The sequence below is a fragment of the Kosakonia sacchari SP1 genome (assembly GCF_000300455.3).
Taxonomy (GTDB): Bacteria; Pseudomonadota; Gammaproteobacteria; order Enterobacterales; family Enterobacteriaceae; genus Kosakonia; species Kosakonia sacchari.
In genome coordinates, this window is record NZ_CP007215.2 from 1,255,814 (window position 1) to 1,271,055 (window position 15,242).

A 15,242-nucleotide genomic window follows, 5' to 3' on the forward strand; every position below is an offset into this window, starting at 1 on the left:
CAGGTCGGTTTCGTGTGCTGCATTGTTGACGCATTTATTTATTGGTATCGCATGAACCCCATCGTAATTAATCGGCTTCAACGGAAGCTGGGCTACACTTTTCAACATCATGATCTGTTGCAGCAGGCATTAACACACCGCAGCGCCAGTAGCAAACATAACGAGCGTCTCGAATTTCTCGGCGACTCTATTTTAAGTTATGTGATTGCTAACGCGCTCTATCACCGTTTCCCGCGTGTGGACGAAGGTGATATGAGCCGCATGCGCGCGACGCTGGTGCGTGGAAATACGCTGGCGGAAATTGCCCGCGAATTCGAGCTGGGTGAGTGTCTGCGTTTAGGGCCGGGTGAACTGAAAAGCGGCGGTTTTCGCCGTGAATCCATTCTGGCAGACACCGTTGAGGCGTTAATTGGCGGGGTGTTCCTTGATAGCGATATTCAGACCGTCGAAAAATTAATTCTGAGCTGGTATCAAACGCGCCTTGATGAAATCAGTCCTGGCGATAAACAAAAAGATCCGAAAACGCGCCTGCAGGAGTTTTTGCAGGGCCGTCATCTGCCGCTGCCGTCTTATCTGGTGGTGCAGGTGCGCGGCGAAGCGCACGATCAGGAATTTACTATCCACTGCCAGGTCAGCGGCCTGAGTGAACCGGTGGTTGGCACGGGTTCCAGCCGTCGCAAGGCGGAGCAGGCTGCCGCCGAACAGGCGCTGAAAAAACTGGAGCTGGAATGAGCGAAGAAAAAACCTATTGCGGATTTATTGCCATCGTTGGACGTCCCAACGTTGGCAAATCCACCTTGTTGAATAATCTGCTTGGGCAGAAGATTTCCATCACCTCTCGTAAGGCGCAGACCACGCGCCACCGTATCGTCGGTATCCATACTGAGGGCGCGTATCAGGCGATTTACGTCGATACCCCCGGCCTGCATATGGAAGAGAAACGCGCCATCAACCGTCTGATGAACAAAGCTGCCAGCAGCTCCATCGGTGACGTTGAACTGGTCATTTTCGTTGTCGAAGGTACGCGCTGGACGCCGGATGACGAAATGGTGCTGAACAAGTTGCGTGACGGCAAAACGCCGGTGATCCTTGCGGTCAACAAAGTAGACAACGTGCAGGAGAAAGCCGATCTGCTACCGCACCTGCAGTGGCTGGGCAGCCAGATGAACTTCCTCGATATCGTTCCGCTGTCTGCAGAGACCGGTCTGAACGTTGATACCATCGCCAGCATCGTGCGTAAGCATCTGCCGGAAGCGGTGCATCACTTCCCGGAAGATTACGTGACCGACCGCTCACAGCGCTTTATGGCCTCGGAAATCATCCGTGAAAAACTGATGCGTTTTCTCGGTGCGGAACTGCCGTATTCGGTCACTGTGGAGATCGAACAGTTCGTGACCAACGAACGCGGTGGCTACGATATCAACGGGTTGATCCTTGTTGAGCGCGAAGGGCAGAAAAAGATGGTGATTGGCAACAAAGGTTCCAAAATTAAAACCATCGGTATTGAAGCCCGTAAAGATATGGAAGAGATGTTCGAAGCCAAAGTTCACCTGGAACTGTGGGTGAAAGTGAAATCCGGCTGGGCCGACGACGAACGCGCGCTGCGTAGTCTCGGTTACGTAGACGATCTCTAAGCGCCTGCTCTCTATGGCTCCCGGGTTGCAGGCAGACGGCCAGGCCGTGGGTGTTCAGGCGCTTGATCAAATAAGCGCTCTGGATAAGCGGATAAAGCCAGCGCTCCAGCAGCCTGAAAGACGACGAGAATAATATGGAAGGCTGGCAGCGCGCTTTTGTTCTGCATAGTCGTCCGTGGAGCGAAACCAGCCTGATGCTGGACGTCTTCACGGAAGAGTCTGGCCGTGTGCGCCTTGTTGCCAAAGGCGCACGTTCCAAACGCTCTAATCTGAAGGGCGCATTACAGCCTTTCACTCCACTGCTGGTGCGCTTTGGCGGGCGTGGCGAAGTCAAAACGCTGCGCAGCGCGGAAGCGGTATCGCTGGCACTACCGCTCAGCGGCATCACGCTCTACAGCGGTCTCTACGTTAACGAACTTATCTCTCGCGTGCTTGAACACGAGACGCGCTTTTCTGAACTCTTTTTTGATTATCTGCACTGTATCCAGGCCCTGGCTGGCGTCACCAGCACGCCGGAACCGGTGTTGCGTCGGTTTGAGCTGGCGCTGCTCGGTCATCTGGGTTATGGCGTTGATTTTCTCCACTGCGCTGGCAGCGGCGAGCCGGTCGATGATGTAATGACTTATCGTTACCGGGAAGAGAAGGGCTTTATTGCCAGCGTCGTGATAGATAACAGCACTTTTACCGGGCGGCATTTACGCGCACTGGCGGAGCGGGAGTTCCCGGATGCAGACACACTACGCGCCGCAAAGCGCTTTACCCGTATCGCGTTAAAGCCGTATCTTGGAGGCAAGCCGCTGAAAAGCCGGGAGCTGTTCCGGCAGTTCGTGCCAAAAAGATAGCAGAATAACAACCGGGCTGGCGCGACGAAGCACGCGTTAGTACCTTTGAGAACATTGAGGATTGTCATGGCTGAATTACTGTTGGGCGTCAACATCGATCACATTGCCACACTGCGTAACGCGCGCGGGACGGCCTATCCGGATCCGGTTCAGGCCGCTTTTATCGCTGAGCAAGCAGGCGCTGATGGCATCACTGTGCATTTGCGTGAAGATCGTCGTCATATTACCGACCGCGACGTGCGCATTCTGCGCCAGACATTGCATACCCGAATGAATCTGGAAATGGCGGTGACCGAAGAGATGCTGGCGATTGCCTGCGAAACCAAACCGCATTTTTGCTGCCTGGTGCCGGAAAAACGCCAGGAAGTGACCACTGAAGGCGGGCTGGATGTTGCTGGCCAGCGCGAGAAAATGCGCGATGCCTGCCAGCGCCTGGCGCAGGCGGGTATTCTGGTATCGCTGTTTATCGATGCTGATGCTGAGCAGATCAAAGCGGCGGCAGAGGTTGGTGCACCGTACATTGAAATTCATACCGGTTGCTACGCGGATGCGAAAAGCGATGCCGATCAGGCAAAAGAGCTGGAACGCATTGCAAAAGCGGCGACATACGCGGCAAGCCTCGGCCTGAAAGTCAACGCCGGGCACGGGCTGACCTATCACAACGTCAAAGCCATTGCCGCGCTGCCGGAAATGCACGAGCTGAACATCGGCCACGCCATTATTGGTCGCGCGGTGATGAGCGGCCTGAAAGAGGCGGTAGCGGAGATGAAACGGTTGATGCTGGAAGCGCGCGCGTAATGGCGATTCTGGGATTAGGTACGGATATCGTCGAGATAGCTCGCATCGAAGCGGTGGTCGCCCGTAGCGGCGATCGCCTGGCTAAACGAGTGCTGAGCGACAACGAATGGGCACTGTATCAGGCGCATCAGCAGCCGGTTCGCTTTCTGGCTAAACGCTTTGCGGTCAAAGAGGCGGCGGCAAAAGCCTTAGGCACGGGGATCCGTAACGGGCTGGCGTTTAATCAGTTCGAAGTGTTTAACGACGCGCTGGGCAAACCGAGCCTGCGTCTTTGGGACGAAGCACTGCGGATGGCGGAACAGATGGGCGTGCGCGCAATGCACGTGACGCTGGCGGATGAACGCCATTACGCCTGCGCGACGGTGATTATCGAGAGCTAAATCTTATCTGCGTGGTGCATCAGGACAAACTTGTCCCATAGCTGTTCTTCAGTTTCCACATGCGCCGGATCTTTGAGGATGGTATTAGGTATCGGACACACTTTCTGGCAGGTCGGAGTTTCGTAATGGCCGACGCACTCGGTGCAGCGATCGCTGTTGATCTCATAAATGCTGTCGCCCATCGAAATGGCTTCGTTCGGACATTCCGGTTCGCACATGTCGCAATTGATGCAGCGTTTTGTAATTAGTAAAGCCATTTCAAAGAATTACCGTCAAATCTGGATGCTATCTGGAAACTACTGAATATTAACCGGCGCACTTTACCACAGAAACCGGATAGCCCCAATCATGATGATGCTTTTGCGCACAAAAGCGGCGCGGGGCAACATTCCTACTCCTTCCTGCGACATGTTGGCGAATGTTCTTAATTAAACATAAGAAAAGCGCCATTGACCGGATAATATTTCTGCGCTGAAAATACAAATGCCACTCGCGCGGAATAGAATGTGGTGGGTTTTTATTGATTAAGAATAATTACCCCGCCTGTGATATATAAATATTGCCTATATCTTAAAGCGACCTGACAGGAATAATTAATAAGGGACTATGATGAAAAGAGTGAAAATATATCTCGCATTTATTGCCAGTATCACGAGTGGACTGGCGAATGCGGCGAATGGGTATATCTATACAACGCCGGTACCGCCTGCATATGAATCCTCCGCAAACCAGCGTGCGTTGCGGACAAATGAAGAGACCTCAACCTATATCAAATGTGTGTATAACATCGATAATCAGGACCAAAGTAATCCGGCTTCATCATGGACATGGGCACGCGACGGGAGCAACTATCTAAAGCTGCGCGGCTATTGGTATAGCGCCATGCCGCTGGCAAATATGTTTTATAGCGAATCATCCTACGCAAGCCTTGTGAATATCTGCCGGAGTACGTTAAAGGCCAGCAATATTAATGCAGAAACCGTTATTCCTTATGCATCCGATTATACGCTCTCCTGGTTTTATATGATTTGGCATCAGGGGCAGGCACAACCGGCGATAATGTTCGGCAATAATAAAATTGATCGCATGGTCATATTTGGCGACAGCCTTAGCGATACGATTAATGTTTATAACGGCTCGTATGGCACGGTTCCAAATCACGCATCGTGGTTTGTTGGTCATTTTTCTAATGGCAAAGTCTGGCACGAATATTTGACCGGTTCGCTGAATTTACCGGGCTACGTTTGGGCGACAGCCAATGCGGAAAGCGGTGAGAAACCGTTATTTAACGGTTTTGACAAGCAGCTGGATTCTTTCAGTGCTTACCTGGGTAAAACAGAGAACTATAACATCGCGCAGACACTGTTTACGGTGCTGTTTGGCGGTAATGATTTTATCACTGGTGCAAAAATGCCGGACGATATCATCGCTACGTATCGCGTACAGCTGGCGCGTCTGGCGGCATTGGGCGCGCAGCATATCGCGATTTTCAGGCTGCCTGACTTTTCCGTCATTCCCAATGTCGCTACGTGGACACCAGCGGAAAAAGAGGCGCTAAAAAACAAATCAGAGAATTTTAACCAGCAGTTGAACCAACTGCTCGGCGAATTACGCACCGCGTACCCGAAAGCGAATTTTTTCACCGTCAAACTGGATAGCGCATTTAATGATCTGCTCAGTGAAAGCGGTAAATATGGCTTTGTTAATACCAGCGAAACTTGCCTGGATATCTCCGCTTCGGGCATCTCTTACGCCACAGGCGTTGCGGTGAAGCAGACATGTAAAGCGGCGAACGGGGCGTTTGTTTTCTGGGACAATATGCACCCGACCACCAAAACCCATGCTCTGCTCGCAGAAATGATACGTGAGGAGATAGTGCAACATCTGACCAACGGCGGCGAGTAACGCGCTAAAGCTCCTCGTCCGCCAGGGCGGGGAGGCTACACCAGTTTTTTCACCAGCTCTTCGCTATGGCGAATACGCTCCGGCGCATGCTCAAGATCCTGTTGCACCAGCGCCATAAACAGCAAATCCGTGAGCATCATTTGCGCGCTGGTGGAAGAAATCGCCGCGCTGCGTGTCGCTTGCTCTTCGGCGATGGTGTACAGGCAGTGCGTGGCTCGCTGCTGTAACGCGTTCGGCGTGAAGCCGGTTATGGCGAGGATCTTGCCGCCAACGCGCAGTGTCTCATCGGCCGCCATGTTGATTTCACGGCGTTCACCGCTATAAGAGACCGGCAGCAACAGATCGCCCGGCTCCATCGCCTGCACGGTTGCCAGCAGCGCATGCATATCCTGCTCGACCACGGCGTTAACGCCGATTTTCATCAGTTTCCAGCCAAAATTTCGCGCGACCAGCCCGGAAGCGCCGATACCCGTCAGGATAATGCGCCGTGCTTCGCGCAGCAGCCGCACGCTCTCCAGCAGTTTCTCCTCGCTGTTGACATCGAGCGAGGCATGCATGGCGCTCTGGTACTCTTTAATCAGCTTTTCGCCCACCACCCGCAGCGGATCATCGCCACGGATCTGGTTATGCACCGGCACAGACCACGGGTTGCTATTGCTGGCTAACGCCTCGCTGATCGCCAGCTTCATCGCCGGAAAGCCTTTAAAATCCATCTTCTGGGCAAATTTCACGACGCTTGACTGGCTGACACCTGCTTCGGCGGCCAGTTGTTGCGAACTCAAATGGCGTGCGCGATCGGGGTTTTCCAGCAGAAATTCCGCCAGCTTTTTATCGCTCTGCGCAAGGCCTGGGTAGCGCTGGCGAATGCGGATTAGACAATTCATAAGATCTCCGGGAGCAAACCCATCCGCGATATTTTGCCGATGAATGAATTTTATATTCCAGTAATAGATTGCGATTATGAATTAAAAATTCTTTTAGCACAAAATATCCCTGAATGGGTTTTGACAGCGATCAAGAGGATCCGCTGAGGCCGCGTTGTTTAACCTTCGGTGAATTATCGAGCAGACGAATTGCCGGAATAAAACTGGCACCTGCGCAGGCAATGACCACCGCGATTGCCGAGGCGATCAGCACGTTGCTGCTACCGAAGTGCGTCGCCAGTGGCCCGGCGGCCAGCTCACCAACCGGAATGGCGATAAATGACCCCATTGCGTCGTAGGCATAAACACGTGCCAGCTTCTCCGGCGGGATATGTGTTTGTAATGACTGCGCCCACGCTACGCCGAACAGGCCGAAACTGACGCCTGCGAGGAAAAACGCCGCCAGCAACCACGCGGTTGAAACATTTTGACTGAGGAGATAGATCGGCACCGCGCATACGGCAACCAGCATCACACCGATAAACAGGTCGCGTCGCGGACGCCAGCGCAGCGCGAGGAAGGAACCGACAATCAAACCAACGCTCTGCGCGGCGACAATCACTCCCCAACGCGTGCGACCAAACGAGGCATCGGCAATGATCGGGCCGAGCACCATCACCACCCCGCTGAATGCGGCATTAATAATGGTGAACTGCACGACAATGGCCCACACCCAGGCGCGGCTGATGAACTCTTTCCAGCCATCGCGCAGATCTTGCAGGATATTGCTTTGCGCCGCTGTCTCCTGAATGGCTCCCATGCGAATGGCCAGATAAAGCGGAGCCGAGGCGGCAAAGCCCAGCGCGTCAATCGCCAGGCCCCAGCCAGGCCCGACGGCGCTGGTGAGGATGCCACCGAGCGACGCGCCGACGACCGTTCCGCTATAAATACCAAGCTGGATAAAGGCATTGGCTTCGCGCAGGTTATGCGCTGGCACCGTTTGTGGTACCAGCGCGGACGACGCCGGCAGCGCGATCCCCGCCGCTGCGCCGTTAATTGTTCCGAGTATCGCCAGGAGCATCACCGTCGCTGAACCGTCCAGCACCAGCCAGGCGACAACGCCCTGCGAACAGGCTGCGACCAGCGACGACAACACCAGCACCCGGCTACGTGAATAGCGATCGGCCAGTACGCCGCCCACCAGTAAAAACGCCACGTTAAACAGCGAACGTGCAGCCACCACTATACCGAGCTCGGTGGCGGAACCGCCAATGTCCAGTACCGCAAAAGCCAGCGCAATAGGGGCGATGCCGTTACCGAGTACCGTCAGCAGACGGGCAAAAAACAGATGGCGAAACGGGGCAAAGTGAAAGGCGCGTGTATGTTGTGTTGTCATCAGGATCGCGGTGAATTAAAGGTTCGGGCCAGTGTAAATCATCCCTGGCTGGCTAATATAGCCGCTGATTATTACAGGTATCGGTGACCGATTGTTACCGGAAAAGTGAAGGTCTATCTGTTAGGCTATTGAAAGAGCGATCGCCAGAAGGAGAGGCCCGGCGGTCGAAGGTTAACCAACAGAGGACTCCCATTTGGCTAACAGCGAGCGCCGCGTCGTCTTTTTTGATCTTGATGGAACCCTGCATCAGCAGGATATGTTTGGCACGTTTCTGCGTTACGTTTTGCGTCATCAGCCGTTAAATGCGTTGCTGGTGCTGCCTTTGTTGCCGGTGATTGCGGGCGGATTATTACTCAAAGGACGCGCCGCGCGCTGGCCAATGAGCTTGCTGCTGTGGGGCTGCACGTTTGGCCATAGCGAACGCCATCTGAACACGTTGCAGCAGAAATTTGTCAGCTGGTTTCGTGAGCATGTTACCGCCTTCCCGGTTGTGCAAACGCGGTTAACCAACTACCTGGCGGCATCCGATGCGGATATCTGGTTAATTACCGGCTCGCCGCAGCCGCTGGTGGAGCAGGTCTATTTTGATACTCCCTGGCTCCCGCGCGTTAATTTGATAGCCAGTCAAATCAGCCGTCGCTACGGTGGTTGGGTGCTGACTATGCGTTGCCTCGGCCATGAAAAAGTCGCCCAGCTTGAACGCAAAATCGGTACACCGTTGCGCCTCTACAGCGGCTACAGCGACAGCAAGCAAGATAACCCGTTGCTCTATTTTTGCCAGCACCGCTGGCGCGTGACGCCGCGTGGCGACTTGCAGCAGCTGGAGTAGTGTCGAACCGATAACGGCTGTGTATAATGCGCTCCGCCTGAATTACTGGAGTAACTCGCTTTGTCCATTCCTGAACTGAATCACGACGTCTGGATGCGTCATGCGCTCACCCTGGCGAAACGCGCCTGGGAAGAGGGCGAAGTGCCGGTTGGCGCGGTGCTGGTGCATAACGGTCAGGTGATTGGCGAAGGCTGGAACCGGCCGATTGGTCGCCACGATCCTACCGCGCATGCGGAAATTATGGCGTTGCGCCAGGGCGGTCTGGTGCTGCAAAACTACCGTCTTATTGATACCACTTTATATGTCACGCTGGAGCCATGCGTCATGTGCGCGGGGGCCATGGTGCACAGCCGTATCGGGCAACTGGTCTTTGGCGCGCGGGATGCGAAAACCGGCGCGGCGGGATCGCTAATTGATGTGTTGCACCATCCGGGCATGAACCATCGGGTGGAAATAACCGAAGGCGTGTTACGCGACGAATGCGCTGCGATGCTGAGCGATTTCTTCCGCCAGCGTCGGCTGGAGAAAAAAAACCTGAAAAAACCGGCAGGCGATCCCACAGCTTTCTAGAGCCTGGTGGCGCGAAGCGCTAGCGGTTCACTTTCAGCGGGTTTTGCACCAGCGCGTCGGATACCAGTAGCGGGTTACGCGGAAAAGCTTCATTAGCGGTTAACGCGCTAAAGGGCAGAACGCCATAAGCCGGGCGATTTAGCTCCTCGGTCGATACCGCCGGGTAACTCTTCGCCAGCTTCAGCGCTTTTGCTGCTTCTTTCTCTTTTTCCAGCAAATAACCGACCAGGCTAATTTCATACTTACGAATATTTTCTACATAGGCATAGGCTTCATGCCCGCGGGCGTAACCGTACGTCAGCTTGCTGTAGTACTGTTTCTGGCTTAAAAGCGGTAAGCGTTGTTTTACGTCCGCCCAACTGTCCGGGTTGCCTTTCGTCTTCGCCGTTAATGCACGGGCATCCAGCATATGTGCGTAGCCCATATTGTAAGCCGCCAGCGCGAACCAGATCTTTTCATCCTGCGGAACGGTGTCCGGCACTTTGCTCATCATGTCCACCAGGTAACGCGCGCCGCCGCTGATGCTTTGCTCGGCATCAGTACGATCGCTTAAACCTAAGCTCTGCGCCGTATTGCGCGTCAACATCATCAAGCCGCGAACGCCGGTGGGTGAGGTGGCCTGGGAATCCCAGTGTGATTCCTGATAAGAGATGGCCGCTAATAATCGCCAGTCGATCGCCTGGGCGTATTTTTCAAACAGCGGTTGCAGATCCGGCAGTACGCTATCGACGGCGCGTAAGAAGGTACGCGTGTCGACATAGTCAAAATCCTCGCCGTGGCCGAGATATTTCTCCTCCAGTCGCGCAAGCGTGCCATCTTCATTCATATTATTAAAAAAATCGAGCATCGCAGCCGACAGCGTATTATCGTCATCACGCTTGCTAAACCAGGTAACGGGTTGCTCATCGGTAATATCCAGCGCCACCGCCAGCTCGGGATGTACGCGCTGGAACAGGCTAATGGCGACCGAATCGGCGACGGTGTAGCTCAGTTTCCCGTCGACCACCTGTTGCAGCAGCGCGGTCGTGCCGAGCTTTTCATCCACTGTCCAGCTTAACTCCGGGTACTTTTTCTCTTTTATTTCACGCAGATCGTCCAGCGCGACATGACCGGGAGCGATGGTTAACTGGCTGGCATTCACGGATTCCAGCGTGCGCGGTCGATAGCTGCCCACGCGGTACACCAGTTGCTGAGAAACGGAGTAGTAGACTGGCCCGGTTTGGTAGTTTTTCACCCGCTCGCTGTTGTAGACCAACCCGGCGGCGAGCATATCGGCGTCGTCATTATCAAGGTCGTCAAACAGTTGGCTGATATTCTGCCGTACCGTGACTTTCAGTTTGACGCCAAGGTAATCGGCGAAATGCTGCGCAAGATCGTAATCCAGCCCATACGTTTTGCCATCAATGGTGTTGTACGTCAGCGGTGTGGCGACCGTACTGACGCGCAGCTCCCCACGAGCTTTGATCGCCGCGATGCGATTGTCGGCTTTGCCGAACCAGGGGATAGAAGGCCACAGGGCCGCTGCCAGCAGCAGGGTGACAATGCCGATGAGCAGATAATTAATCTTAAATTTTTTCAAGGAGTTAATTCTCTGCGCCGTGCTTTGCCTCAGAAGGTTCTCGTGATGATAACAGTAAGGTTTGTCGGTGATTGAGCGGCATTCTGCGCAACAAAACGCCAGTTGGCAACTAATTAGAGCATTCGGCGACAGCTATTGTTAAAAATTGACGGCGATTTTATTTCGACGCAAACGGTTTCGTCGGCGCGCAGGATTCTCTATAATGACGCCCGTTTTCCCCTGGTGCACACTTAAAGCGTCCCCGACGCTTCGTAATCGAAGACGAGAGACTTATGATGGAAATTCTGCGTGGTTCGCCTGCATTGTCCGCTTTCCGTATCAACAAACTGCTGGCACGTTTTCAGGCTGCCAACCTCCCGGTAAGCAACATTTACGCCGAATACGCTCACTTCGCCGATCTCAATGATGGGCTGACAGAAGATGAATACGCGCGGCTCCAGCGTCTGCTGAAATACGGCCCAAGCCTTAGCAGCCATACCCCGACCGGAAAATTACTGCTCGTCACTCCTCGTCCCGGCACCATCTCTCCCTGGTCTTCTAAAGCCACCGATATCGCTCACAACTGCGGCCTCAACAAAATCAATCGCCTTGAGCGCGGCCTCGCCTATTACGTTGAGGCAAGCGGGCTGACTGACGCTCAGTGGAACGACGTTGCCGCAGAGCTGCATGACCGCATGATGGAGAGCGTATTCACCTCACAAGCAGACGCCGAACGCCTGTTTGAGCACCATCAGCCTGCGCCGGTACAGAGCGTGGACCTGCTCGGTGAAGGCCGTCAGGCGCTGATTGACGCCAACCTGCGTCTGGGGCTTGCGCTGGCGGAAGACGAAATCGACTACCTGCAAGAAGCGTTTACCCGCCTGGGGCGCAATCCGAACGACATCGAGCTTTATATGTTCGCGCAGGCGAACTCTGAGCACTGCCGCCACAAAATTTTCAACGCCGACTGGGTGATTGATGGCAAGCAGCAGCCGAAGTCGCTGTTCAAAATGATCAAAAACACCTTCGAGCAAACGCCGGATTTCGTGCTGTCGGCCTATAAAGATAACGCCGCGGTGATGGAAGGTTCCGAGGTGGGCCGCTTCTTCGCCGATCGCGGGGAAGGGCGTTACGACTACCATCAGGAACCGGCGCATATTCTTATGAAAGTGGAAACCCACAACCACCCGACGGCGATTTCGCCGTGGCCGGGTGCGGCGACAGGCTCCGGCGGCGAGATCCGCGACGAAGGCGCAACTGGCCGTGGCGCGAAGCCAAAAGCGGGGCTGGTGGGCTTTTCTGTTTCCAACCTGCGTATTCCGGGCTTTGAACAGCCGTGGGAAGAGGATTTCGGTAAACCGGATCGTATCGTCACGGCGCTGGATATCATGACCGATGGCCCGCTGGGCGGCGCGGCGTTCAACAATGAATTTGGTCGTCCAGCGCTGAACGGCTACTTCCGTACTTATGAAGAGAAAGTGAATAGCCACAACGGCGAAGAGCTGCGCGGCTACCACAAACCGATCATGCTGGCGGGCGGCATCGGCAACATCCGTGCCGATCACGTGCAGAAAGGTGAAATCACCGTTGGCGCGAAACTGATCGTGCTGGGTGGCCCGGCGATGAATATCGGTCTGGGCGGCGGCGCGGCGTCGTCAATGGCTTCTGGTCAGTCCGACGCCGATCTCGATTTTGCCTCCGTACAGCGCGACAACCCGGAGATGGAGCGTCGTTGCCAGGAGGTTATCGACCGCTGCTGGCAGCTGGGCGATGCCAACCCAATCCTCTTTATTCACGACGTTGGCGCGGGTGGTCTTTCTAACGCCATGCCGGAGCTGGTGAGCGATGGTGGGCGCGGTGGCCGTTTTGAGCTGCGCGATATTCTGAGCGATGAGCCGGGAATGAGCCCGCTGGAAATCTGGTGTAACGAATCGCAGGAGCGCTATGTGCTGGCAGTTGCCGCCGATCAACTGGCGCTGTTTGACGAGTTGTGCCGCCGCGAGCGCGCGCCTTACGCTGTGATTGGTGAAGCGACGCAAGCGCAGCACCTGACGCTCAACGATAATCACTTTAACGATCAGCCGATAGACATGCCGCTGGATGTGTTGCTGGGTAAAACGCCGAAGATGACCCGCGACGTCTCGTCTCGTCAGGCGGCTGGCGAAGCGCTGAACGTGCAGGGCATTTCCATTGCCGATGCGGTTAACCGCGTGCTGCACCTGCCAACCGTGGCAGAAAAAACCTTCCTTGTGACCATCGGCGACCGCACGGTGACCGGTATGGTCGCGCGTGATCAAATGGTGGGGCCGTGGCAGATCCCGGTGGCGAACTGCGCGGTAACGACCGCCAGCCTCGACAGCTACTACGGTGAAGCGATGGCACTGGGCGAACGTGCGCCGGTTGCGCTGCTGGACTTCGCTGCTTCCGCCCGTCTGGCGGTGGGTGAAGCGCTCACTAACATCGCCGCGACGCAGATTGGCGATATCAAACGCATTAAGCTGTCGGCAAACTGGATGGCCGCTGCCGGGCATCCAGGCGAAGACGCCGGGCTGTATGCCGCCGTGAAAGCGGTGGGTGAAGAGCTTTGTCCGGCTCTGGGGCTGACGATTCCGGTGGGCAAAGACTCAATGTCGATGAAAACCCGCTGGCAGGAAGGCAGCGAGCAGCGCGAAATGACCTCGCCGCTGTCACTGGTCATCACCGCGTTTGCCCGTGTTGAAGATGTCCGCGGCACGGTTACTCCGCAGCTTTCCACGGAAGATAACGCCCTGCTGCTGATTGACCTGGGTAATGGCAATAACGCGCTGGGCGCCACTGCGCTGGCCCAGGTTTACCGTCAATTGGGTGATAAACCAGCCGATGTGCGTAATGTCGAACAACTGAAAGGTTTTTTTGATGCTATCCAGGCGCTGGTGGCGGACCGTAAACTGCTGGCCTATCACGATCGCTCCGATGGCGGCTTGCTGGTTACGTTGGCAGAGATGGCCTTTACCGGTCACTGTGGTATCAACGTTGATATCGCGTCTCTGGGCCAGGATCGTCTGGCGGCGTTATTTAATGAAGAGCTGGGCGCGGTGATTCAGGTGCGCGCGGCCGATCGCGAAGCGGTAGAAAGCGTGCTGACGGCTTACGGCTTGGGTGATTGCGTTCACTATCTTGGTAGTGCTGTCGTAGGCGATCGCTTTGTCATTGAAGCTGATGGTCAGGCGGTGTTCAGCGAAAGCCGCACTCAGCTGCGTATGTGGTGGGCGGAAACCACCTGGCAGATGCAGCGCCTGCGTGATAACCCGGAGTGTGCGGATCAGGAGCATCAGGCGAAAGCCAATGACAACGATCCGGGCCTCAACGTGAAACTCTCTTTTGATATCAACGACGATATCGCCGCGCCGTTCATTGCTACCGGCGCACGGCCGAAAGTGGCTGTGCTGCGTGAACAAGGCGTTAACTCGCACGTTGAAATGGCTGCTGCGTTCCATCGCGCCGGTTTTGATGCCATTGACGTGCATATGAGCGACTTGCTGGCAGGGCGCACTGGCCTTGAGCATTTCCAGGCGCTGGTGGCCTGCGGCGGCTTCTCGTATGGCGATGTGCTGGGTGCGGGCGAGGGTTGGGCGAAATCGATTCTGTTCAACGAACGCGTGCGCGATGAGTTCGAAACCTTCTTCCACCGTCCGCAAACACTGGCGCTGGGCGTGTGTAACGGTTGTCAGATGATGTCTAACCTGCGTGAACTGATCCCGGGGAGCGAGCTGTGGCCGCGCTTTGTGCGTAACCACTCTGACCGCTTTGAAGCGCGCTTCAGCCTGGTGGAAGTGACGCAAAGCCCGTCGCTGCTGTTGAGCGGTATGGTTGGCTCGCAGATGCCAATCGCCGTTTCCCATGGCGAAGGTCGCGTGGAAGTGCGTGATGGCGCGCATCTGGCGCAGCTGGAAAGCAAAGGGCTGGTGGCGTTGCGCTACGTCGATAACAGCGGGGCCGTGACGGAAACTTACCCGGCGAACCCGAACGGCTCACCGAACGGCATTACGGCTGTCACCAGCGAAAGCGGGCGCGTAACTATTATGATGCCGCACCCGGAGCGCGTATTCCGCACTGTTTCCAACTCCTGGCACCCGGAAAACTGGGGCGAAGATAGCCCGTGGATGCGTATATTCCGCAACGCCCGTAAACAACTGGGTTAATTTCGCCATTATCAATAAGCCCTCTTCTTTGTAAGAGGGCTTTTTTTTCACCTGAGCAAAAGTGTCGGCATTTCCCGACATAAGGTATCAAGCGGTGTCTCCAAAAAGCGACATTTAATTTATTGATTATAAATACTTTATTTTTGATGCTATCAGTGTGTTGCTGAATAGCGACAGGTTGTTGAAATGATAAGCACATCACATTTTAATTTTTAAAATATAAAATTCATTATAATCAATTGGTTAAGATATTTATTGGCATGTTGGCACAATATCTGCATAATAT

General features: G+C 55.0%; 12 protein-coding genes and 1 pseudogene. 9 read left to right on the forward strand and 4 right to left on the reverse strand.

Going from position 1 to position 15,242, the window contains the following annotated elements; genetic code table 11:
• The first annotated feature begins 51 nt into the window (after window positions 1-51).
• The 5 genes from rnc to acpS all read left to right on the forward strand — a co-directional run bounded on the left by rnc (window position 52) and on the right by acpS (window position 3,654).
• Window positions 52-732: a ribonuclease III gene (rnc, locus tag C813_RS29035; protein ID WP_025263878.1), complete on the forward strand. Its 681-nt coding sequence runs from the start codon at window positions 52-54 to the stop codon at window positions 730-732.
• Window positions 729-1,634, forward strand: a complete 906-nt coding sequence (gene era, locus C813_RS29040) for a GTPase Era (protein WP_017459037.1) — start codon at window positions 729-731, stop codon at window positions 1,632-1,634. The genes rnc and era overlap by 4 nt, the downstream gene beginning before the upstream one ends.
• 134 nt (window positions 1,635-1,768) lie before the next feature.
• Window positions 1,769-2,476, forward strand: a complete 708-nt coding sequence (gene recO / locus C813_RS29045; protein ID WP_017459036.1) for a DNA repair protein RecO — start codon at window positions 1,769-1,771, stop codon at window positions 2,474-2,476.
• A gap of 66 nt (window positions 2,477-2,542) precedes the next feature.
• A complete protein-coding gene (pdxJ, locus tag C813_RS29050; RefSeq protein ID WP_017459035.1) occupies window positions 2,543-3,274 on the forward strand; it encodes a pyridoxine 5'-phosphate synthase in 732 nt (243 codons plus the stop codon).
• Window positions 3,274-3,654: a holo-ACP synthase gene (gene acpS, locus C813_RS29055; protein WP_017459034.1), complete on the forward strand. Its 381-nt coding sequence runs from the start codon at window positions 3,274-3,276 to the stop codon at window positions 3,652-3,654. The genes pdxJ and acpS overlap by 1 nt, the downstream gene beginning before the upstream one ends.
• Here acpS and C813_RS29060 read toward each other — a convergent pair.
• Window positions 3,651-3,911, reverse strand: a complete 261-nt coding sequence (locus C813_RS29060) for a YfhL family 4Fe-4S dicluster ferredoxin (protein ID WP_017459033.1) — start codon at window positions 3,909-3,911, stop codon at window positions 3,651-3,653. The genes acpS and C813_RS29060 overlap by 4 nt on opposite strands.
• A gap of 352 nt (window positions 3,912-4,263) precedes the next feature.
• Here C813_RS29060 and C813_RS29065 point away from each other — a divergent pair, with 352 nt between their 5' ends.
• The gene (locus C813_RS29065; RefSeq protein ID WP_040016605.1) at window positions 4,264-5,559 is read left to right on the forward strand and encodes an SGNH/GDSL hydrolase family protein; all 1,296 of its coding nucleotides are present in this window, start codon (window positions 4,264-4,266) and stop codon (window positions 5,557-5,559) included.
• 35 nt (window positions 5,560-5,594) lie between these two features.
• On the opposite strand, the gene C813_RS29070 is transcribed toward C813_RS29065, so the two are convergent.
• Window positions 5,595-6,443, reverse strand: coding sequence for a MurR/RpiR family transcriptional regulator (locus C813_RS29070; protein WP_017459031.1), 849 nt, complete (start codon window positions 6,441-6,443; stop codon window positions 5,595-5,597).
• A gap of 130 nt (window positions 6,444-6,573) precedes the next feature.
• Window positions 6,574-7,818 (reverse strand): MFS transporter, encoded by a 1,245-nt coding sequence (locus C813_RS29075; protein WP_017459030.1) that lies wholly within the window; start codon window positions 7,816-7,818, stop codon window positions 6,574-6,576.
• A gap of 193 nt (window positions 7,819-8,011) precedes the next feature.
• Between C813_RS29075 and yfhb the strand changes: the two genes are divergently transcribed.
• Both yfhb and tadA read left to right on the forward strand, forming a co-directional pair.
• Entirely contained in the window at window positions 8,012-8,647 is a 636-nt protein-coding gene (gene yfhb / locus C813_RS29080) for a phosphatidylglycerophosphatase C (protein ID WP_017459029.1), read from the forward strand.
• 41 nt (window positions 8,648-8,688) lie between these two features.
• A pseudogene (gene tadA / locus C813_RS29085) lies at window positions 8,689-9,217 on the forward strand (tRNA adenosine(34) deaminase TadA).
• A 19-nt stretch (window positions 9,218-9,236) separates the two neighbouring features.
• Here the strand turns inward: tadA and mltF are convergent.
• Complete coding sequence (gene mltF / locus C813_RS29090; RefSeq protein WP_238593057.1) at window positions 9,237-10,829, reverse strand: membrane-bound lytic murein transglycosylase MltF; 1,593 nt, start codon at window positions 10,827-10,829, stop codon at window positions 9,237-9,239.
• Window positions 10,830-11,068: 239 nt separating this feature from the next.
• Here mltF and purL point away from each other — a divergent pair, with 239 nt between their 5' ends.
• Window positions 11,069-14,956 carry a phosphoribosylformylglycinamidine synthase gene (gene purL, locus C813_RS29095; RefSeq protein ID WP_025263879.1) on the forward strand — a complete coding sequence of 1,296 codons (3,888 nt, stop codon included), beginning with the start codon at window positions 11,069-11,071 and terminating at the stop codon, window positions 14,954-14,956.
• The last annotated feature ends 286 nt before the right edge of the window (window positions 14,957-15,242 follow it).

What these genes read in the sequence shown, in the direction of transcription:
- rnc (WP_025263878.1), top strand. Translation starts at nt 52, where the DNA reads ATGAACCCCATCGTAATTAATCGGCTTCAACGGAAGCTGGGCTACACT.
- era (WP_017459037.1), top strand. Translation starts at nt 729, where the DNA reads ATGAGCGAAGAAAAAACCTATTGCGGATTTATTGCCATCGTTGGACGT.
- recO (WP_017459036.1), top strand. Translation starts at nt 1,769, where the DNA reads ATGGAAGGCTGGCAGCGCGCTTTTGTTCTGCATAGTCGTCCGTGGAGC.
- pdxJ (WP_017459035.1), top strand. Translation starts at nt 2,543, where the DNA reads ATGGCTGAATTACTGTTGGGCGTCAACATCGATCACATTGCCACACTG.
- acpS (WP_017459034.1), top strand. Translation starts at nt 3,274, where the DNA reads ATGGCGATTCTGGGATTAGGTACGGATATCGTCGAGATAGCTCGCATC.
- C813_RS29060 (WP_017459033.1), bottom strand. Translation starts at nt 3,911, where the DNA reads ATGGCTTTACTAATTACAAAACGCTGCATCAATTGCGACATGTGCGAA.
- C813_RS29065 (WP_040016605.1), top strand. Translation starts at nt 4,264, where the DNA reads ATGAAAAGAGTGAAAATATATCTCGCATTTATTGCCAGTATCACGAGT.
- C813_RS29070 (WP_017459031.1), bottom strand. Translation starts at nt 6,443, where the DNA reads ATGAATTGTCTAATCCGCATTCGCCAGCGCTACCCAGGCCTTGCGCAG.
- C813_RS29075 (WP_017459030.1), bottom strand. Translation starts at nt 7,818, where the DNA reads ATGACAACACAACATACACGCGCCTTTCACTTTGCCCCGTTTCGCCAT.
- purL (WP_025263879.1), top strand. Translation starts at nt 11,069, where the DNA reads ATGATGGAAATTCTGCGTGGTTCGCCTGCATTGTCCGCTTTCCGTATC.